The organism is Actinoplanes italicus, from assembly GCF_003001815.1.
Lineage (GTDB): Bacteria > Actinomycetota > Actinomycetes > Mycobacteriales > Micromonosporaceae > Actinoplanes > Actinoplanes italicus.
Window position 1 is genome coordinate 214,573 of sequence record NZ_PVMZ01000001.1, and the last position, 18,608, is coordinate 233,180.

The following is an 18,608-nucleotide window of genomic DNA, read 5'->3' on the forward strand; positions in this document are numbered from 1 at the left end:
TCTTGGCCCCCCGTACCGACTTATAGATCGTAACTGGCACCGGGGCGCACGACTTCCACCGGTCCCGCATAGGCAGCCGTGGCCGCCTCCACAATAGACGCTTCACTGGCCCAGGCAGGCACCAGATGGGTAAGGAGCAGTTTGCCGACGTCGGCTTTCGTCGCCGCTTCGCCGGCCTCACCGCCGGTCAGGTGCAGATCGGGCGGATTGACCACTCCGTCCTGATAACTGGCCTCGCACAGGAACATGTCGGCGCCGGCGGCCAGTCGCAGCAGCGCCTCGCACGGTGCGGTGTCCGACGAGTAGGCGAGCACGCGGCCGTTGTGCTCGACGCGTACGCCGTACGTCTCGACAGGATGGTTGACGCGGTCGACCGTGACCTGCAGCGGACCGATCGGGAACGTGCTCGGCTGAAGGCCGTAGAAGGTGTAGACGTCGTCGACCGGTTCGCCCTCGGTGCTGTAGGCGGCGGCGATGCGCTCGGCCGCACCGAGCGGGGCGTAGACCGGCACGGCCGGGAGCGGGCCGGCGGGGTCGTAACGGCGCACCACCACATAGGTGCACGCGTCCAGCATGTGGTCGCAGTGCAGGTGGGTGAGGAGGATGGCGTCGACGCGCCGCATGTCCGAGTAGCGCTGCAGAGCGGAGAGCGACCCGGAACCGAAGTCGATCAGGAGCCGGAATCCGTCGGCTTCCACGAGGTAGGCCGAACACGCCGACTCGGGGCCGGGGAAACTGCCGGCACAACCGAGAACGGTTAGTCGCATCCGGATCCCTTTGGCTCACACCGGGTTGCCCCACCCGACCGGCCTGCGCCCGACCTGAACCTCGTAGTACCGGACTTCGTAGACCAGTCAATCACGGAGCGAAGCGTACGCCGGGACCAGCGCTCGACGTTAACAACTGATCGATTTGTCGCTAAATCGACAACGCACATCACAGCACCCGTGACCTCGCTCATCACCTTTGCACCGTCACGTCCGGTGATCCACCCGCGTTGCTCAGGGTGAACGCTTCGGAAGATCATCCGCTGGAGGCGACGTGACCGCGGTCGACCAGAGTCGCACCACCCGTGTCGTGGTGCCCGCACAGCCGAATTCCGGGGTGTGGACCGCCGAAGAACCGGCGATCTTCCGCTTCCCGGCTCCCGACGACCCGCCGCCCGGCTCGGGGCGAATGCTCGCGATCGCCGTCTACGGCACCGTGCTCGGGCTCTGCGGTGTGGGTGTCGGGCTTTACGCGGTGATGGCGGTCTTCAGCGGGGCGCCCGCGTGGTACCTGCCGCTGCTGGCAGTGCTCACGATGCTGAGCGTGGCGCCGGTGGTGGCCGCGTTCCTTGCCATCCACCAGCGCACCCTGCCCTGGTTCCTGCTGCTCGGCGGGGCTCCGCCGATGGCGGTGGCCGTCTCGGTGGCCCTCGCGTACTAGCTCTCTAGGCCCAGAGCTGGCCCTCGAGGGCCTCCTCGGCCTCGTTCAGTGTGCCGCCGTAGGCACCGGTCGACAGGTATTTCCAGCCGGCGTCCGGCACCACGAAGGCCACGTCGGCGCGGTTGCCCGCCTTGACCGCCTCGTGCGCCACCGCAAGGGCGGCGTGCAGCACCGCCCCGGTGGAGAAGCCCGCGAAGATGCCTTCGACTTCGATCATTTGGCGGGTACGCAGAACCGCATCCCGAGTGCCCACGGAGAAACGCCGGGTCAGCACCGAGGCGTCATACAGCTCCGGAACGTAGCCCTCGTCGATGTTGCGCAGGCCGTAGACGAGTTCGCCGTACCGCGGCTCGGCGGCGATGATCTGGATGCCGTCGACCTTCTCCCGCAGGAACCGCCCGGTGCCCATGAGCGTGCCGGTGGTGCCCAGCCCGGCCACGAAGTGCGTGATCGTGGGCAGGTCGTGCAGCAGCTCCGGACCGGTCGTCTCGTAGTGCGCGCGGGCGTTCGCCGGGTTGCCGTACTGGAACAGCATCTTCCAGTCGGGGTGCTCGGCCGCGATCTGCTTGGCAGTCGCGACGGCCTGGTTCGACCCGCCGGCGGCCGGCGAGAAAATGATCTCCGCGCCGTACATCCGGAGGATCTGGGTCCGCTCGGCCGACACGTTCTCCGGCATCACGCAGACCAGCCGGTAACCCCGCAGCTTCGCCACCATGGCCAGGGCGATCCCGGTGTTGCCGCTGGTCGGCTCGAGGATGGTGTCGCCCGGGCGCAGGTGCCCGGACTCCTCGGCCTCGCGCACCATGAAGAGCGCGGCACGGTCCTTGATGCTGCCGGTCGGGTTGCGGTCCTCCAGCTTGGCCCAGAGCCGCACCGGCGGCGCCCCCTCGGGCACCGCCGGGGAGAGGCGGGGCAGGCCGACGAGCGGCGTGCCCCCGCACGCGTCCAGCAGGCTCTCGTAACGAGCCATCGGAGACAGCCTTCAGTCCGCTTTAGGGGCGGGGGCCGGGGTGGTCGGACGGGACAGACCGCCGAGCAGCGCCGCGGCCGCAGCGAAGCCGAGAGCGCCACCGGCCACTGCCGGGAGGATGGTGATCGAGTCGCCGTCCTTGACCTTGGCGTCGAGCGCGCCGAGGAAGCGGACGTCCTCGTCGTTGACGTAGATGTTCACGAACCGGTGCAGGCCACCCTCGGGCGTGATCAGCCGGCCCTTGAGGCCGTTGAACTTGGCGTCCAGGTCGTCGATCAGCTCGGTGAGGGTGTCACCGGCGCCCTCGACGATCTTGGCGCCGCCGGTGTAGCTGCGCAGGATGGTGGGAACGCGAACTTCGATAGCCATGGCTGTATCTCTCCTAGAGGAGTCGGACTTGAAAGGGCGAAAGGGTCGGTCGGGACGCTGTCAACGACAGCGACACTCATAGAAGACCGACGCCGGGCTCTGCCCGAACATGAACGACTGCACCGCTGCGGAAATCACGCCTTCACCGTCGCATCCACGATGTTGACCTCTTCTTCGGTCACCACACCGTCCACGATACGGAACGACCGAATCTCCTCGGAGTCCGGCTCGCGGGTCGAGACCAGGAGGTAGTGCGCGTTCGGCTCACCGGCGAACGACACGTCGGTCCGCGATGGGTATGCCTCTGTGGCGGTGTGCGAGTGGTAGATCACCACCGGCTCCTCGTCGAGGTCGTCCATCTCGCGCCAGACCCGGAGGTGCTCCATCGAGTCGAACTCGTAGAACGTCATCGAGCGCGCGGCGTTGTCCATCGGGATGTGCCGGGTGGGCACGTCACTGCCGATCGGGCCCGCGACGACGCCACAGGCCTCGTCGGGGTGGTCCCGGCGGGCGTGGGCGACGATCGCTTCGACGATCGCACGGTCGATGGTCAGCACGGTGTTCACATTACCGTGAGATTTCCCCGAACCCAGCGTGGCGGTTCCCACACCCGCCGACGCTCAGTCGATCTCCGGCAGCGCGTTCAGCAGGGATTCCTGCAGGTAGCCGAGGTACGCGTACACCGAGAGCTGGAACACCCGGCTCGAGCCGGCGTCCTCCAGCACGGCCTGGTCCAGCTCGTCGCTCAGATCGGTGTCGGCCTGGATCTCCAGCCGGGTGCCCATGGCGAGCCGGGCGTCGTTGATCGCGCGCAGCCAGGCCTCGGCGGCCTCGCCGTCCAGCCGGACCTCGCCCTCGCCCTCGTCCGGCAGGGCGGCCAGGATCGCGCCCGCCTGGTCGATCTTGCTGCTCTTGAGATCGCCCTCGGTGTAGAGGCGGAACTCCTGCGAGTCCTCCGGGAGATCGGGATAGATGTCCGGGAAGAGGCGGGACACCACCGGATCGGTGTGGTCCATCCCATCGGTCAGCAGGCCGACCACCTCAGCGGCCACCTTGCGCAGGACCCGCACCTCGTCGTGCGCGAACGTGGCGACACAGTGGCCGCCGCTGCGTCGGAACATCTTTCTACCCCACCCGCTTGTCGGGACCGGTCATCTCCTCAACCCCGGTCGACCGTGGCCCAGAGACCGTATCCGTGCAGTTGGTTGGCGTCCATCTCCATGCGCTCGCGCGCGCCGATCGAGACCACCGCCTTGCCCTTCGTGTGCACATCCATCATCAGCCTCTCGGCCTTTTCCTTGCTGTAGCCGAAGAGCTTCTGGAAGACCCAGGTCACATACGACATGAGATTGACCGGGTCGTCCCAGACGATGGTCACCCACGGCCGGTCCTCGGCCGGTACTTCCTGGATCTCCGGCGTCTCGACGGGAGCAACCTGAGGCAACGCCATGCCCACCATGGTGCCACCGGATCCGGCGAACCGGTGAACCAGGCATCCAACCGCTGCTCAACGGCCGCGTCGCGCCCCCTGCTCTCCCCCACAGGGGACAGCGGGGCCACGGGCGCAATAGGGTGGGACCCGTGGAGACGATCGCGCCGGCCCTGATGACCGATCAGTACGAGCTGACCATGGTCAGCGCCGCGCTGCGCGACGGCACAGCCGACCGGCAGTGCGTCTTCGAGGTGTTCGCGCGCCGGCTTCCCACCGGACGGCGCTACGGCGTGGTCGCCGGCACCGGCCGCCTCATCGAGCTCATCCGCGACTTCCGGTTCGAGCCGGGCGAGGTCGAATTCCTGCGTACGGCCGGAATTGTCGACGACACGGCGGCGAAATGGCTCGCCGACTACCGGTTCACCGGTGACATCGAGGGCTACAGCGAGGGTGAGCTGTTCTTCCCCGGATCGCCGATCCTGACCGTTTCCGGCAAGTTCGCCGAGTGCGTGGTGCTGGAGACGCTGATCCTCTCGGTGCTCAACCACGACTGCGCGATCGCGGCCGCAGCGGCCCGCATGGTCACCGCCGCCCGCGGGCGCCCGATCATCGAGATGGGCTCCCGGCGCACCCACGAGCACGCCGCCGTGGCCGCCGCCCGGGCCGCCTACCTGGCCGGGTTCGCCTCGACGTCGAACCTCGCGGCGGGTCGCGCCTACGGCATCCCCACCACGGGCACCTCGGCGCACGCGTTCACGCTCCTGCACGACGACGAGCCGGCCGCGTTCGCGTCGCAGGTGGCCGCTCTGGGCAAGAACACCACGCTGCTCGTGGACACGTACGACATCAGCCAGGGTATTCGCAACGCGATCGCGGTCGCCGGTCCCGATCTGCGAGCCGTCCGCATCGACTCCGGTGACCTGTCCGTACTGGCACAGCAGTCCCGGGAACTCCTCGATTCACTGGGCGCCACCGAGACGAAGATCATCGTTTCCGGCGACATGGACGAGTACTCGATCGCCACCCTGGCCGCCGAGCCGGTCGACATCTACGGCGCCGGCACGGCCGTGGTCACCGGTTCCGGCGCGCCCACCGCCAGCCTGGTCTACAAGCTCGTCGAAGTCGACGGCCGCCCGGTGGTCAAGCGCTCCGAGAACAAGGCGACCGTCGGCGGCCGCAAGACCGCGATCCGCCGGCACAAGCCCACCGGCACCGCCACCGAGGAGATCATCTACTCCCAGGGCGTGCCCGACCACCAGGCCAACGACCGGCTGCTGCAACGCACCTACGTCGAGGCCGGCGAGGTGCTCGACGCACCAGGTCTGCCGGAGGCGCGCGACCATCTCCGGCAGAATCTGATCTCCATCCCGTGGGAGGGTCTCAAGCTCTCCGCGGGTGACCCGGCCATCCCGGTCGTCATCGTTCCCACCGCCTAGGGGGTCACCGTGTCACGCGCTTTGATCATCGTGGACGTGCAGAACGACTTCTGCGAGGGCGGCTCCCTGCCTGTCGGCGGGGGCGCGGCCGTCGCCAAGGGCATCTCGCTGGTGCTCGACAAGGCCGGCGACCGCTGGGACCACGTCGTCGCCACGAAGGACTACCACATCGACCCGGGCTCGCACTTCAGCGAGCACCCCGACTACGCCGACACCTGGCCGGTCCACTGCGTCGCCGGCTCCACCGGCTCCGACTTCCACCCGGAGCTGGACACCGGACGCATCGAGGCGATCTTCCACAAGGGTGCGCACAAGGCCGCGTACTCGGGCTTCGAGGGCGCCACGGAAGCCGGCGAAACCCTCGCCGGGTGGCTGCGGGGCAAAGGGGTCACCGAGGTCGAGGTGGTCGGCATCGCAACAGACCATTGCGTACGGGCGACCGCGCTCGACGCCGCAGCGGAGGGTTTCGCCACCACCGTCCTGCTGGAACTCACCGCCGGAGTGGCCCGGGCCAGCACTGACGCCGCCCTCGAACAGTTCCGTGCCGCGTCCGTCGCGACGACCGGGAGCGCGATCGTTGACGCCTGAGATCCGGCCGATCGCCGACGCCGACTGGCCGGCGGTGTGGAAGATCGTCCACGAGGTGATCCAGGCCGAGGAGACGTTCCCGTTCGACCCGGCGATGCCCGAGACCGTGGCGCGGGAGGTGTGGGTCGAGAAGCCACCCGGCCTGACCGTCGTCGCCACCGACGGGCCTGAGGTCCTGGGCACCGCCAAGATGGGCACCAACCGGCCGGGGCCCGGCGCGCACGTGTCCACCGCCAGCTTCATGGTCGCGGCGTCGGCGCGCGGACGCGGCGTCGGTACCGCCCTGTGCCGCTACGCCGTGGACTGGGCGCGGCAGCGGGGCTACGCGGGCATGCAGTTCAACGCCGTCGTGGAATCCAACACGTCGGCAGTCGCGCTCTACCGCCGTGAGGGCTTCGAGGTCATCGGCACCGTCTCGAGGTCCTTCCAGCACCCGGTCCACGGCCGGGTCGGCCTGCACGTCATGTACCTCGAGTTCGATCCACCGGCATGAGTTTCCTGCTGCTGCACGGGTGGCAGAACCGGCGTCCGCCGGGTCACTGGCATCACTGGCTGGCCGCCGAACTCGCCGCGGCCGGACACGACGTCACCTATCCGCAGCTGCCCGAGCCCGACGAGCCGGTCCTTGCCGACTGGCTGGCCGAATTGCGTACCCACGTCGCCGCCATGCCCGGCGACGACCGGACCGTGGTGTGCCACAGCCTCGGCTGCCTGTTGTGGCTGCACGCCGCGGCCGCCGGTGAGGTGCCGCTGCTCGTCGACCGTGTCCTGCTGGTCGCACCGCCCGGACCGGACGTCGTCGCCGGTATCCCGGAGATCGCCGGCTTCCTCCCACCCTCGATGCCCGCCGGACGGCTCGACGCGGCGGCCCGCCACACCCGCCTGGTCTGCTCCGACAACGACCCCTACTGCCCGGCAGGGGCGTCGGCTGACTTCGGCGTACCCCTCGGCATCCCCACGATGGTCCTGCCCGGTGCCGCCCACCTGGACATGGAGGCCGGGTACGGCTCGTGGCCCTCGATCCGCGACTGGTGCCTGAGCGGCTCCCCCGACACACCGATCACCCGGCGGCCGGACTGACCCCGCGATAGTCGTTGATCGATACCATGGCCTGATGCTGAGACGAGGCCGGTGGTCCGACAGTCGCTACCGGTTGTCGTACCTGTACGCGGGAATCGGCGTCCTGCTGCTCGTCGCCGCCTTCGCGCTGCTCTACCCGGTACGCCACACCGAGGGGTTCGCGACCGAACTGCGAGTGGGCATCGGGGCCAACCTGATCGACCTGACGCTCGCGGTGCTCGTCCTTCAGCCGCTCGTCCTCTATCTGAGCCGCAACGCCGTGCGGTGGCGCAACCGGCTCGACTACCGGGGCGTCATCCGCCGGATCGAACGCGCCGACGACCGAGTCGACCTGTGGAAACACTGGACCGGCCTGCTGGAGCCACCCCACGAGGCCCGCTTCACCGCAGCGGTCCGGGCCGCCCTCGACCGCGACGTCCGCTTTCGGATCATGCTGACCGACCCGTCGTCACCCGACGCCGCCGCACGCGCCCGCCAGGTCGCACCGACCGACGCCATCGGGGCGATCAGGCAGAACATCGAACGCCTGGAACGGTTCGTCACCGAACTCCCGGCCCGGCACCGTTCGCACTTCGAGGTCCGGATCAGCGCGGCCGGCCCGGCGCACGCGTTCTACCGGGTGGACGACTGGCTGTCGTACGGCGTCTTCCGCGACCGCAGGGTCAGCGAGAGTTCCCAGCGCGAGGTCCGGGTGCACGGTGACCTGGGGGAGCTGGCACTGGAGGCGTTCGAGAACCGCTGGAACGGCACCGGACTGCTGAGCATCGCCGAGCACTACCGCATGCGCCTGCGGCTCACCGTGAACGAGACCACCGAGGAGTACGACCTCCCCTACGTCCTGCACGACGGCGCCCAGTGGGTGAACGTCAATCCGGCCGCGCTCCCCCACGCCTTCCACCCCGACCACCGGGTGTCGATACCGGGCGAAGGCCCGGACCGTTACGTGCTGGCAGCCGCCACCCAGGAGACCGTGGACCGGATAGCAGCCCTGTACACGGCGAAGTACGGCCCCGGAGACGGCCCCGTCCTCCTCCGTCTGACGGCCCACTGACCCGGCCACCTCCGCGGGCCGGCTCTCGCGCACCGGCTCACCGCCCGATCGCCATGCTGAAGCGGCGACGTGACAGCCGCCCGGGATCACCGGCGGTAGATGGTCTCCTGCTCACACGACGGGATCAGCATCCAGCGTCCCTCGTTGGAGCGGGTCATGGTGCTCTCTATTGATTCCGCTGGCATTGACCTACTCAGCTCCGGCTCGCGGGCCCGGCGGACACCGGCAATCCTGATGGAATCAGGGCCTCTGGAATCAGGTCGCGCCTTCCGCAGCGGTCACGTCGGGCAGGGAAGCCGCATGCCCGCTATTCGATCGGCCATCCATGCCTCGCGCACCCTTCACTGCCCGGAAGCAGCCGTAGAACACAGCCCGCCTCCGCCTCCGCCTCCGATCTTGTGGCGTTCGGCCGCCAATTCGACCCGAACCTCACAAGATCTGGTGGTCGCTGAGGCAACCTGCAGCGACCACCAGAGTCCCGGGTCCGCGGCGTCGGCGGAGGCTGGACAACCGCTGGCGCCGGGGCCCGTGATCGCGGCACAAGATCTGAAGCCGCGACGCCTGCCGCAAAATCAACTCCAGCGGCGGCATGCGATGCACAGGATCCAGCGAGATCAGAGAGCTTCCGAGGCAGGAGAGGCCGGAACGGACGAAGGCCCAGCCCCCGAGGCAGACGAGACCGGATCGGACGAGGGCTCGGCCTTCGAGGCAGACGAGACCGGAACTGACGAGGGCTCGGCCCCCGAGGCAGACAAGAGCGGATCGGACGAGGGCTCGGCCTTCGAGGCAGACGAGACCGGAACTGACGAGGACTCGGCCCCCGAGGCAGACGAGACCGAAACGGACGAGGACTCGGCCCCCGAGGCAGACGAGGCCCGGCGGCGGTGACGCAATTCGGTGGGGAGGACCAGTAGTGCCACCACGACGCCGACCGCGCCGACGGCGACGAACCCCCACTCCGGGCCCCACCGGTCGATGGCCAGGCCGGCCAGTGGGGCTCCGCAGGCGACGCCGACGGTCAGGGCCGAGTTGTGCAGGCCCATGGCTTCGCCTCGGGCGCCTGCGGGGATCATGCGGCTGATGGCGTCGCTGCTGGCGGTGATGGTCGGGGCGCAGAGGGAGCCCGCCGGGATCAGCAGGAGGGCGAGCAGGGCCCAGTGGTCGCCGCCGAGGCCGACCGGGATGGTGAGGATGGCCATCGGCGTGAAGAGCAGCAGGATCGGCAGGCCGCGGCGGACCAGGCCGTAGGCGAAGCCGCCGATCAGCGAGAAGAGTGCCCACAACGACAGGACCAGGCCGGCCCACTGGGTCTGGCCGGAGTCTCGCAGAATGGCGACGACGGCCACGTCGGTGCCCGACAGCACCAGGGTGGCGGCCATCGTGACGGCGAGGATGGCGACGAATCGGGGCTTGAGCCAAGTACGCCGGGGCACCCGCGCGGCGGAACCGGAGACCGGCGCCTCGTGGGCGGCACGGACCGGTGGGTCGAGCAGCCACAGCCCGATGCCTGCCAGCAGGATGCCGACCGCCAGGGAGAGCATTGCGGGCCGGGAGCCGGCGGTGGTGACGATCAGGACGCCGAGTGCGGGACCGGCCATGAACGACAACTCGGTGGTCATCGAGTCGAGCGCGAAAGCCGGCAGGCGATGCGACTCGGGAGTCAGCGCGGCGATCGCCTGGCGGGCAACCGAGAAGGCGGGCAGGGCCAGGAAACCGCCGACGGCGGCGACCGGAAGCAGAACCCAATACGGCAGGGCCTGTGCCACCAGCCAGTAGATGACCTCGGCGACCGTGGTGAGGACGAGAACGGGTCGCAGGCCCCACCGGTCGATCAGCCGGCCCATGACGGGCGCGCCGACCGAGCCACCGATCGTGGAGGCCGCTCCGACCAGGCCCGCCGCACCATATGACAGGTGAAGCCCTTCGACGACGTGCAGGGTGAGCACCACGGTGGCCGCCGCGATCGGGACGCGTGCGAGGGTGGCGACCACCAGCAGCGAGACGATCTTCGGCAGCGCGAGTGTTTCGCGGTAAGGCGTGAGTGACATGTTGGATCCTGACCTCCACCGCTCATCCTGCCGTGGGGGTACGACACAACGCCAACCCGTTATCGGCTGGATCCGCAGCTCAAGTCCCCGATGTGACGAGAGACGCACCCGGAACGGCGAACGGCCCGTACTCCGAGGAGTACGGGCCGTTCAGCGGAGGATCAACGGTCGGTCGACACGTCTTCCTGGTAGGTCGCACCGCCGTCGGACTCGGAGGTCAGCGGCCGGGCGCCGCCCTCGGGCGGGCCGGCGAGCGAGTGGCCGGCCGCCAGCTCCGGGAACTTCAGGTCGAAGGCGGGCCGCTCGGAGCGGATCCGCGGCATCCGGTCGAAGTTGCGCAGCGGGGGCGGGCTGCTGGTGGCCCACTCGAGCGAGTTGCCGTGGCCCCACGGGTCGTCGACGTTCACGACCTGGCCGACCTTGTACGACTTCCACACGTTGTAGATGAACGGCAGCGTCGACAGGCCGAGGATGAACGAGCCGATCGTGGAGAAGGTGTTCAGGAACGCGAACCCGTCTTCCGGCAGGTAGTCGGCGTACCGCCGGGGCATGCCCTTGGTGCCGAGCCAGTGCTGCACCAGGAACGTGCCGTGGAAGCCGATCATCGTGAGCCAGAAGTGGATCCGGCCCAGCTTCTCGTCGAGCATCCGGCCGAACATCTTCGGGAACCAGAAGTAGATGCCGGCGAACACCGCGAACACGATCGTGCCGAACAGCACGTAGTGGAAGTGCGCGATCACGAAGTACGAGTCGGAGACGTGGAAGTCGATCGGCGGCGAGGCGAGCAGGACGCCGGAGAGACCACCGAAGAGGAACGTCACCATGAAGCCGATCGCGAAGAGCATCGGCGACTCGAAGCTGATCTGGCCGCGCCACATGGTGCCGATCCAGACGAAGAACTTCATGCCGGTCGGGACCGCGATCAGGAAGCTCAGGAAGCTGAAGAACGGCAGCAGCACCTGGCCGGTGGCGAACATGTGGTGCGCCCACACGCTCATCGACAGCGCGCCGATCAGCAGGGTCGCGGCCACCAGACCCTTGTAGCCGAAGACCGGCTTGCGGCTGAAGACCGGGATGACCTCGGTGATGATGCCGAAGAACGGCAGCGCGATGATGTAGACCTCGGGGTGGCCGAAGAACCAGAACAGGTGCTGCCACAGCATCGGGCCGCCGGTCTCCACGTCGAAGACGTGGGCGCCGAGGACACGGTCGGCGGCGAGAGCGAACAGCGCGGCCGCCAGGAACGGGAAGACCATGACCGCTAGCAGCGCGGTGACCAGCATGTTCCACGTCATGATCGGCATCCGGAACATGGTCATGCCCGGGGCGCGCAGGGTCAGGATCGTGGTGATCAGGTTGACCGAGCCGAGGATCGTGCCGAGACCCGAGATCGCCAGGCCGACGACCCACATGTTGCCGCCGACGCCCGGCGAGTGCAGCGAGTTGCTCAGCGGGGTGTAGGCGAACCAGCCGAAGTCGGCGGCGCCACCCGGCGTCAGGAACCCGCCGATGGTGATCAGGCCACCGAACAGGTAGAGCCAGTACGCGAACGAGTTCAGCCGGGGGAACGCTACGTCCGGCGCCCCGATCTGGATCGGCACCACGAAGTTGCCGAACGCGAACACGATCGGCGTCGCGAAGAACAGCAGCATGATCGTGCCGTGCATGGTGAACAGCTGGTTGAACTGCTCGGGCGAGAGCATCTGCATGCCCGGCCGGGCCAGCTCGGCGCGCATCAGGAGTGCCATCAGGCCACCCAGCAGGAAGAACACGAAGGACGTGATCATGTACATGATCCCGATCTGCTTCGCGTCCGTCGTGCGCAGGATCCGAGCAAATGCCGAACCCTTGACCTGCCGCCGCACCGGGTATGGTCGGGTCGCGATCGGCGACGGCGCAACGGTCGTCACGAATTGCCTCCGTTGTCTCGTTCGTCCCTCTCGGGTTTCCCCGATGATCGGGCGTACCTCGGTGGCAGAATAGTCCCCCGTGGTCGTTCGGCCGTCGCGGGGTGACCAAACGTCAGACCGGTGACACCAATGCCCGATAGTGATCGGTGAACATGCGGGTGCCACGACGGCGGAGCATCGGGTCGCGCAGGGCCGGAGGGACGTCCCGGGCACGGTCGCGTTCCCGGGTGCGCTCGCGGACCTCCACACAGCGCGGCCGGCGACGATCCTCGTAGGCGCGCAGGGCCGCCGGGATGTCCTCTGCCGAGGCCCGCAACTCCTGACCGAGCACCCAGCCGTCCTCGAAGGACAGGGCGGCACCCTGCGCCAGGGTCGGCGCGGTCGCGTGCGCGGCATCGCCGACCAGCACGACCGGGCCGCGGGACCAGGACGGCAGGACGACCTCGTCGGTACGGGCGACCTGCACCTTCTCGATCTTGTCGAGGATCGCGGGGACGGGGCCGCCCCAGTCCCCGAACAGCTCCCGCAGCCGTTTCCCGGGATCCTCCGGGTTCGGTGCGTCCGGCGCGGTCTCGTCGGCGTGGCAATACAGCTTGCGCCCGCCCATCGGCATGACCACGAAGGACGAACGCCGGCCGAGCACCGCGGTCCAGTCGGTGAGCGGAGGGCCGCCGCTGACGACCGAGCGGTAGACGATCTGTCCGGTCGGCACGGCCGGACCACCGAGCCCGGCCTTGTCGCGGATCATCGAGCGGCGGCCGTCGGCACCGACGACCAGGTCGTATTCCGCGATGGCTCCGGTGGCGAACTCGACCTTGGCGGCACCCTCGACGATCTGGAGATCGCGCACCTCGGTCTCGAACCGCACCTCGCCACCGACACCGGTGAGCAGGACCTGCTGGAGGTCGGCGCGGGACAGTGCACGCGACTCGCCGACGCCGGCCCAGAGGGCGGCGACGTCCATCTCGAACAGATCGCGGCCCCGGGTGTCGAGGAAGGCCTGCCGGAAGATCAGATCGCCGAGAGGACGCAGCGGGATGTCGAGGCCGAGCAGTCGCAGCGCCCGCGAGGCGTTGCCGGGCAGATAGATGCCGGCACCCGGGACGACGCTGGCGGGCAGAGCCTCCACCACCTCCGGCCGGAAACCGGCGACGCGCAGCCCTCGGGCCGCAGCCAGGCCGGCGATGCCGGCACCCACCACGAGGATGCGCAAGCTCATCACACCAACGCTTTCTTGTCGATCTTGTCGATGGATACGCGTGGGAGCCAGAACATTACCGCCCGCAACCGCCTCGGGGAACACCTGCGACTAGGACGGGGTCCAGAATGGGCGCGTCGTCAGGTTGCGCGTCCTGTGGGGACAGCGCTGCGAAGGCACGACCCGCCCTGGCCAGGGCAACGGCACGGCGACGACGGTAGAAGCGGTGCACGGCACGCGGCGGGCGGTTCATGGCGACACCCAACCACCGGGGTACGACACTTTCGGTTGACCCGGCGAATCACATCGGTGTATTTCTCCCGGGCGCCGGGCAGACAATGGGGTATGACCGACCGCCTCGACGAGTACCGGCGCAAGCGGGACGCCCGCCGCACCCCCGAGCCGGTCCCGCGGACGTGGCGGCCGAGCACCGGACAGCGGTTCGTCATCCAGCAGCACCACGCCAGCAGCCTCCACTGGGACGTCCGGCTGGAACGCGACGGTGTGCTCGTGTCGTTCGCCGTCCCCCGCGGCCTGCCCCGCGATCGGGCCCGCAACCACCTGGCCAAGCACACCGAGGACCACCCGCTGGAATACCTCACCTTCGCCGGCGAGATCCCGGCAGGCGAGTACGGCGGCGGCCGGATGACGATCTTCGACACCGGTACGTACGAGGCCGACAAATGGCGTGACGACGAGATCGGCGTCACCTTCCACGGGGAGCGCACCAACGGACGCTATGTCTTCTTCCAGACCGGCGGACAGGACTGGATGGTGCGCCGGATGGATCCGGCCGAGCCCGGATGGGAGCCCATGCCCGAGGTGGCCGCGCCGATGCAGGCGACCGCGGCAGCGGGACTTCCCGCCGATGACGAGGACTGGGGATATGAGATGTCGTGGGGCGGGCGCCGCGTCCTCGCGTACGTCTCAGGAGGAAGATTGCGTCTCATCGACGGTGACGGAACCGACGTGACCAGATGGTTTCCGGAGATCCGGCCGTTGGGGCCGGCGCTCGCGCCGGTCGAGGCCGTGCTCGACGGTGAGATCGTCGCCTTCGACGGCATCCGTCCGGACCCGGATCTGCTGGCCCGGCGTGACGCGCCGAAGGATCCGGCGGCGGCGAGACGTGCCGCGGAGCGCACGCCGGTGCACCTTCTGCTGTACGACCTGCTGTGGCTGGAGGGTCACTCGACGGTCGAGTTCGTCCGTTACGCCGAGCGCCGCGAGCTGCTGGACGGGCTGTCGCAGGCCGGCCCCAACTGGCAGACACCGCCGTTCTTCTCCGGGGGCGGCGAGTTCGCCCTGGAGGCCGCCCGCGCCCAGGGCCTGCCGGGTGTCGTCGCGAAACGCCTGGACTCGCCCTATCTGCCGGGCCGCCGAAGCAGGCTGTGGCGCACTGTCCGAGCGTGAGCCCACCCCCGGTTGCCGGGGCGAACGGCGGCGGCGCAAAATGCGTGCGCCCGCTTTTCTGGAGTCCGGCACACACCGGCCGATGAGCCGGGCGGCCCAGTGAAAGGCGCGTTGTCAGCATGCACCCGGACCCGTCCCCGACCGCGCCCGTCGTGCGTGAGATGAGCGCCGAACTGTGGCGCTCGGCCGTCCGCGTGCTCGACACGAACTGGACGGGCGGGCACACCGTGCCGTCACGGACCCTCAACCCGCATCAGTGGAGCTGGGACACCGCGTTCACGGCGATCGGGCTGGCCTATGTGAACCCGGCACGCGCCTGGCGTGATCTGCGCACGCTGTTCCAGACGCAGTGGCCGGACGGCCGGGTGCCGCACATCGTCTTCGACCCGGACGTTCCGGAGGACGCCTACTTCCCCGGCCCGGCGTTCTGGAACATGCCGGCCTACGCCGGTCGGCCGGCTCAGGGCAGCACCGCGCTCGTCCAGCCACCGGTGCACGCGCTCGCCGCGTGGGAGGTGTACCGGCATGCGGCCGCGCACGGCGCCGACGCGGTGCAGCAGGCCCGTACCGAGCTGGGATGGCTCTATCCGCGTCTGGTGGCGCAGCAGGAATACCTCGGCGACCGGCGGGACGCCGGCGGTGGCGGGCTCGCCTCGATCGTGCACCCGTGGGAGTCGGGCATGGGCAACAGCCCGGCCTGGGACGACGCGCTGTCGGCAGCGCCGGCCGACCTCACGTTGCTGCCCGCCGGCCGCCGCGACCCGAACCTCTCGGACGAGGAGTACGCCCGGTATCTGGGCCTGGTCCGCGACTACCGGGACGGCGGCTGGTCGGACACCGACCTGATCGGGCGGCACCTGTTCGTCGTCGAGTGCCCGGGTTTCAACGCGATCCTCGCCACCGCCGAGCTGGCCCTGGCACAGATCGCCGGGGTGCTGGGCCGCTCCGGCGAGGCGAGCCGGCACCGCAAACGCGCGCAGGTCATCACGGCCGCCATCACGGACCGGCTCTGGGATCCGGACACCGGTTTCTTTCATGCCAGGGATGTACGGACCGGACGGCTCAGCCCGGCCCGCAGCGTCAGCGGCCTGTTGCCGCTGATGCTGCCCGACCTGGCGGCGCCGCAGGTGGCGGCCCTGCTGGAGGAGCTGTCCTCGCCCCGGTTCGGACTGCCGGCGCCCAGTTACGAGAGGACCGGGCCGGCCTTCGACACCCGTGGGTACTGGCGCGGCCCGGTCTGGATCAACGTCAACTGGCTGCTGCGCCGTGGCCTGCTGGTGCACGGCCGGCGACGCGAGGCCGAGGAGCTGAGCCGGCGGCTGGTCCGTCTCGTGCACCACCACGGCCACTACGAGAACTTCCAGCCGGAGGACGGCAGCGGCCTCGGCTCACCGGCCTTCAGCTGGACTGCCGCCCTCTGTCTGGATCTGCTGGCGGACCGGTCGGCACCGGCCTACGCCCGCGGAAGCCGCGGCTAGAAGATCACCACAGAGCGCAGCACGTCGCCGGTGTGCATCTTGGCGAACGCCTGCTCGACCTCGTCCAGCGCGATCTCCTCGGTGACGAACGCGTCCAGGTCGAGCCGGCCCTGCTTGTAGAGCTCGGTGAGCAGCGGGAAGTCACGCGTGGGCAGGCAGTCGCCGTACCAGCTGGACTTCAGGGCGCCACCGCGGCCGAAGACGTCGAGCAGCGGCAGCTCGATGGTCATCTCGGGCGTGGGCACGCCGACCAGCACCACGGTGCCGGCCAGGTCGCGGGCGTAGAAGGCCTGCCGGTACGTCTCCGGCCGGCCCACCGCCTCGATCACCACGTCGGCGCCGTTGCCGCCGGTCAGCTCGCGGACCGCCTCGATCACGTCGGACTCGCGGGCGTTGATCGTGTGGGTCGCGCCAAAGCCGCGCGCCCATTCAAGTTTCCGCTCGTCGGTGTCGATCGCGATGATCGTGGTGGCCCCGGCCAGGGCCGCACCGGCCACCGCGCCGTCACCCACACCACCGCAACCGATCACCGCGACCGAGTCGCCGCGGGTCACGCCGCCGGTGTTGATCGCCGCGCCGATGCCGGCCATCACGCCGCAGCCGAGCAGGCCGACCGCGGCCGCGCGCGCCGACGGGTCGACCTTGGTGCACTGCCCCGCGTGGACCAGCGTCTTCTCGACGAACGCGCCGATACCGAGCGCCGGTGACAGCTCGGTGCCGTCCTCCAGCGTCATCTTCTGCGCGGCGTTGTGGGTGGCGAAGCAGTACCACGGCTTGCCCTTGTTGCAGGCCCGGCAGTTGCCGCAGACGGCCCGCCAGTTCAGCACCACGAAGTCGCCGGGCGCCACGTCGGTGACGCCGTCGCCGACCGCCTCGACCACCCCGGCCGCCTCGTGCCCGAGCAGGAACGGGAAGTCGTCGTTGATCCCGCCCTCGCGATAGTGCAGGTCGGTGTGGCAGACCCCGCAGGCCTGCACCTTGACCACCGCCTCACCCGGTCCTGGGTCGGGGACCACGACGGTGGTCACCTCGACCGGTTTGCCCTTGCCCCGGGCGATGACGCCCCGAACCCGCTGACTCATCCCGCACGCACCTTCGACGTTGACTGGTCCGATCAGGACAGCCTTCCAGATCTCACCGGGAAACGGGACGGCTTCGCACCTCGAGCGGGCTCTCCAGCAACGCCTCGGCGACCTTGGCGAGCTGGCGCATCTGAGCCGTGCTCAACCGGTCGAAGATGAGCTGGTGGACGGCCTCGGCGTGGCCGGGCGCCGATGTCACGACCTTGTCCCAGCCCTCGTCGGTGAGCACGGCGATCTGCACCCGGCCGTCATCGGTGTCCCGTTCGCGGCGCACCCAGCCCTTCTCCTCCAGGCGGGCCACCACGTGGGAGAGCCGGGAGAGTGACGCGCTGGCCCGCTTGGCCAGCTTGCTCATGGCCAGACGCCGGTCGGGTCGCTCGGAGAGGGTCATCAGGACGAGGTAGCCCATGTGGGTCAGACCGGCGTCGCGCTGCAGTTGCGCGTCGAGCGCGGCGGGGACCCGTACGAGCACTTCGACGACCTGCCGCCACGCGCGTTGTTGCTCATCGGTCAACCAGCGAGGCTCGTCCATGGTGGCAGGTTAGTGGCGTTCGAACGTTACGGTAGTGCCCGGACAGCCGAGATCCAGCCAAGGCGTTACGGATGGCCCATCGATTCGATCGACTTCCGTGAACTTTGGCGGGTAGGCTGTCCGGGGACTTTAACCCCGACACGGCGCCGGAACCGGCTGGCTGGGGGGCCTCGGCCGGTTCCGGCGTCGTGTACCTAGGGCCTCATTCGGTGGGCGGTTCGTCCTTGCCCGCCTCCTCGAGAGCGTCCGCCTCTTCCTTGGTCTTGTGCACGGCGCCGTCAGCGTGCTCCGGCGGGCCGTAAACGGTGTACAGGACCAGCGGGTTGGGGCCCTCGTTGAGGAAGTTGTGCTTGCGGCCGGCCGGCACCACGACGAGGTCACCCTGCGCGACCTTGCGGGTCTCGCCGGAGATGACGGCCTTGCCGACACCGCTGACGAAGGTGAGGATCTGGTCCACCTCGTGGACCTCCTCACCGATCTCGCCGCCCGGCGGGACGGTCATGATGACGAGTTGCGTGTGTTTCCCGGTCCAGAGCACGCGGCGGAAGTCGGGGCTCTGCTCAGCGACGGTGGCGATCGTGAAGTGCTCCATGCCG

The 18,608-nt window shown here is 69.2% G+C and carries 19 protein-coding genes and 1 pseudogene; 8 read left to right on the plus strand and 12 right to left on the minus strand.

The window, feature by feature from the left end; all coding sequences use genetic code 11:
- Window positions 1-20: 20 nt before the first annotated feature.
- Complete coding sequence (locus tag CLV67_RS01065; protein ID WP_106315229.1) at window positions 21-767, minus strand: MBL fold metallo-hydrolase; 747 nt, start codon at window positions 765-767, stop codon at window positions 21-23.
- 274 nt (window positions 768-1,041) lie between these two features.
- Between CLV67_RS01065 and CLV67_RS01070 the strand changes: the two genes are divergently transcribed.
- The gene (locus CLV67_RS01070; protein ID WP_106315230.1) at window positions 1,042-1,428 is read left to right on the plus strand and encodes a hypothetical protein; all 387 of its coding nucleotides are present in this window, start codon (window positions 1,042-1,044) and stop codon (window positions 1,426-1,428) included.
- Window positions 1,429-1,432: 4 nt separating this feature from the next.
- On the opposite strand, the gene CLV67_RS01075 is transcribed toward CLV67_RS01070, so the two are convergent.
- From CLV67_RS01075 to clpS, 5 genes and pseudogenes are all read right to left on the minus strand, one after another.
- Entirely contained in the window at window positions 1,433-2,398 is a 966-nt protein-coding gene (locus CLV67_RS01075) for a PLP-dependent cysteine synthase family protein (protein WP_106315231.1), read from the minus strand.
- A gap of 12 nt (window positions 2,399-2,410) precedes the next feature.
- Window positions 2,411-2,767, minus strand: a complete 357-nt coding sequence (locus tag CLV67_RS01080; protein ID WP_106315232.1) for a MoaD family protein — start codon at window positions 2,765-2,767, stop codon at window positions 2,411-2,413.
- A gap of 60 nt (window positions 2,768-2,827) precedes the next feature.
- A pseudogene (locus tag CLV67_RS01085) lies at window positions 2,828-3,324 on the minus strand (M67 family metallopeptidase).
- Window positions 3,325-3,387: 63 nt separating this feature from the next.
- A complete protein-coding gene (locus CLV67_RS01090; RefSeq protein ID WP_106315233.1) occupies window positions 3,388-3,888 on the minus strand; it encodes a DUF2017 domain-containing protein in 501 nt (166 codons plus the stop codon).
- A 38-nt stretch (window positions 3,889-3,926) separates the two neighbouring features.
- Complete coding sequence (gene clpS / locus CLV67_RS01095; protein WP_106315234.1) at window positions 3,927-4,217, minus strand: ATP-dependent Clp protease adapter ClpS; 291 nt, start codon at window positions 4,215-4,217, stop codon at window positions 3,927-3,929.
- Window positions 4,218-4,348: 131 nt separating this feature from the next.
- On the opposite strand from clpS, the gene CLV67_RS01100 reads away from it, so the two are divergent.
- Genes CLV67_RS01100 through CLV67_RS01120 form a run of 5 tightly spaced genes read left to right on the plus strand, consistent with a single transcriptional unit; the run spans window position 4,349 to window position 8,354 of the window.
- Complete coding sequence (locus CLV67_RS01100) at window positions 4,349-5,635, plus strand: nicotinate phosphoribosyltransferase (RefSeq protein WP_106315235.1); 1,287 nt, start codon at window positions 4,349-4,351, stop codon at window positions 5,633-5,635.
- Window positions 5,636-5,644: 9 nt separating this feature from the next.
- On the plus strand, window positions 5,645-6,223 hold the full coding sequence (locus tag CLV67_RS01105; protein ID WP_106315236.1) for an isochorismatase family protein: 579 nt from the start codon (window positions 5,645-5,647) through the stop codon (window positions 6,221-6,223).
- Window positions 6,213-6,716, plus strand: a complete 504-nt coding sequence (locus tag CLV67_RS01110) for a GNAT family N-acetyltransferase (RefSeq protein ID WP_239166155.1) — start codon at window positions 6,213-6,215, stop codon at window positions 6,714-6,716. The genes CLV67_RS01105 and CLV67_RS01110 overlap by 11 nt, the downstream gene beginning before the upstream one ends.
- Window positions 6,713-7,303 (plus strand): RBBP9/YdeN family alpha/beta hydrolase, encoded by a 591-nt coding sequence (locus tag CLV67_RS01115; RefSeq protein ID WP_106315237.1) that lies wholly within the window; start codon window positions 6,713-6,715, stop codon window positions 7,301-7,303. Before CLV67_RS01110 ends, CLV67_RS01115 begins: the two co-directional genes overlap by 4 nt.
- Window positions 7,304-7,337: 34 nt before the next feature.
- The gene (locus CLV67_RS01120; protein WP_146168945.1) at window positions 7,338-8,354 is read left to right on the plus strand and encodes a hypothetical protein; all 1,017 of its coding nucleotides are present in this window, start codon (window positions 7,338-7,340) and stop codon (window positions 8,352-8,354) included.
- 614 nt (window positions 8,355-8,968) lie between these two features.
- On the opposite strand, the gene CLV67_RS01125 is transcribed toward CLV67_RS01120, so the two are convergent.
- The 3 genes from CLV67_RS01125 to CLV67_RS01135 all read right to left on the minus strand — a co-directional run bounded on the left by CLV67_RS01125 (window position 8,969) and on the right by CLV67_RS01135 (window position 13,531).
- The gene (locus CLV67_RS01125; RefSeq protein WP_106315239.1) at window positions 8,969-10,402 is read right to left on the minus strand and encodes an MFS transporter; all 1,434 of its coding nucleotides are present in this window, start codon (window positions 10,400-10,402) and stop codon (window positions 8,969-8,971) included.
- Between the two features lie 161 nt (window positions 10,403-10,563).
- Entirely contained in the window at window positions 10,564-12,312 is a 1,749-nt protein-coding gene (ctaD, locus tag CLV67_RS01130) for an aa3-type cytochrome oxidase subunit I (protein WP_106315240.1), read from the minus strand.
- Window positions 12,313-12,424: 112 nt separating this feature from the next.
- On the minus strand, window positions 12,425-13,531 hold the full coding sequence (locus tag CLV67_RS01135) for an FAD-dependent monooxygenase (RefSeq protein WP_106315241.1): 1,107 nt from the start codon (window positions 13,529-13,531) through the stop codon (window positions 12,425-12,427).
- 324 nt (window positions 13,532-13,855) lie between these two features.
- Here CLV67_RS01135 and CLV67_RS01140 point away from each other — a divergent pair, with 324 nt between their 5' ends.
- Window positions 13,856-14,920, plus strand: a complete 1,065-nt coding sequence (locus CLV67_RS01140; protein WP_106315242.1) for a DNA polymerase ligase N-terminal domain-containing protein — start codon at window positions 13,856-13,858, stop codon at window positions 14,918-14,920.
- A 161-nt stretch (window positions 14,921-15,081) separates the two neighbouring features.
- Window positions 15,082-16,398: an amylo-alpha-1,6-glucosidase gene (locus tag CLV67_RS01145; protein WP_146168946.1), complete on the plus strand. Its 1,317-nt coding sequence runs from the start codon at window positions 15,082-15,084 to the stop codon at window positions 16,396-16,398.
- On the opposite strand, the gene CLV67_RS01150 is transcribed toward CLV67_RS01145, so the two are convergent.
- The 3 genes from CLV67_RS01150 to CLV67_RS01160 all read right to left on the minus strand — a co-directional run bounded on the left by CLV67_RS01150 (window position 16,395) and on the right by CLV67_RS01160 (window position 18,604).
- Window positions 16,395-17,480, minus strand: a complete 1,086-nt coding sequence (locus CLV67_RS01150; protein ID WP_106315244.1) for an S-(hydroxymethyl)mycothiol dehydrogenase — start codon at window positions 17,478-17,480, stop codon at window positions 16,395-16,397. The two genes, CLV67_RS01145 and CLV67_RS01150, sit on opposite strands and share 4 nt — an antisense overlap.
- Window positions 17,481-17,532: 52 nt before the next feature.
- The gene (locus tag CLV67_RS01155) at window positions 17,533-18,012 is read right to left on the minus strand and encodes a MarR family winged helix-turn-helix transcriptional regulator (RefSeq protein WP_106315245.1); all 480 of its coding nucleotides are present in this window, start codon (window positions 18,010-18,012) and stop codon (window positions 17,533-17,535) included.
- Window positions 18,013-18,214: 202 nt separating this feature from the next.
- Window positions 18,215-18,604 (minus strand): cupin domain-containing protein, encoded by a 390-nt coding sequence (locus CLV67_RS01160; protein ID WP_106315246.1) that lies wholly within the window; start codon window positions 18,602-18,604, stop codon window positions 18,215-18,217.
- Window positions 18,605-18,608 lie beyond the last annotated feature (4 nt).

Coding starts and splice junctions, on each gene's coding strand:
- CLV67_RS01140 (WP_106315242.1), top strand. CDS start 13,856: ATGACCGACCGCCTCGACGAGTACCGGCGCAAGCGGGACGCCCGCCGC.
- CLV67_RS01135 (WP_106315241.1), bottom strand. CDS start 13,531: ATGAGCTTGCGCATCCTCGTGGTGGGTGCCGGCATCGCCGGCCTGGCT.
- clpS (WP_106315234.1), bottom strand. CDS start 4,217: ATGGCGTTGCCTCAGGTTGCTCCCGTCGAGACGCCGGAGATCCAGGAA.
- CLV67_RS01075 (WP_106315231.1), bottom strand. CDS start 2,398: ATGGCTCGTTACGAGAGCCTGCTGGACGCGTGCGGGGGCACGCCGCTC.
- CLV67_RS01115 (WP_106315237.1), top strand. CDS start 6,713: ATGAGTTTCCTGCTGCTGCACGGGTGGCAGAACCGGCGTCCGCCGGGT.
- CLV67_RS01065 (WP_106315229.1), bottom strand. CDS start 767: ATGCGACTAACCGTTCTCGGTTGTGCCGGCAGTTTCCCCGGCCCCGAG.
- CLV67_RS01155 (WP_106315245.1), bottom strand. CDS start 18,012: ATGGACGAGCCTCGCTGGTTGACCGATGAGCAACAACGCGCGTGGCGG.
- CLV67_RS01080 (WP_106315232.1), bottom strand. CDS start 2,767: ATGGCTATCGAAGTTCGCGTTCCCACCATCCTGCGCAGCTACACCGGC.
- CLV67_RS01125 (WP_106315239.1), bottom strand. CDS start 10,402: ATGTCACTCACGCCTTACCGCGAAACACTCGCGCTGCCGAAGATCGTC.
- CLV67_RS01150 (WP_106315244.1), bottom strand. CDS start 17,480: ATGAGTCAGCGGGTTCGGGGCGTCATCGCCCGGGGCAAGGGCAAACCG.
- CLV67_RS01120 (WP_146168945.1), top strand. CDS start 7,338: ATGCTGAGACGAGGCCGGTGGTCCGACAGTCGCTACCGGTTGTCGTAC.
- CLV67_RS01145 (WP_146168946.1), top strand. CDS start 15,082: ATGAGCGCCGAACTGTGGCGCTCGGCCGTCCGCGTGCTCGACACGAAC.
- CLV67_RS01090 (WP_106315233.1), bottom strand. CDS start 3,888: ATGTTCCGACGCAGCGGCGGCCACTGTGTCGCCACGTTCGCGCACGAC.
- CLV67_RS01160 (WP_106315246.1), bottom strand. CDS start 18,604: ATGGAGCACTTCACGATCGCCACCGTCGCTGAGCAGAGCCCCGACTTC.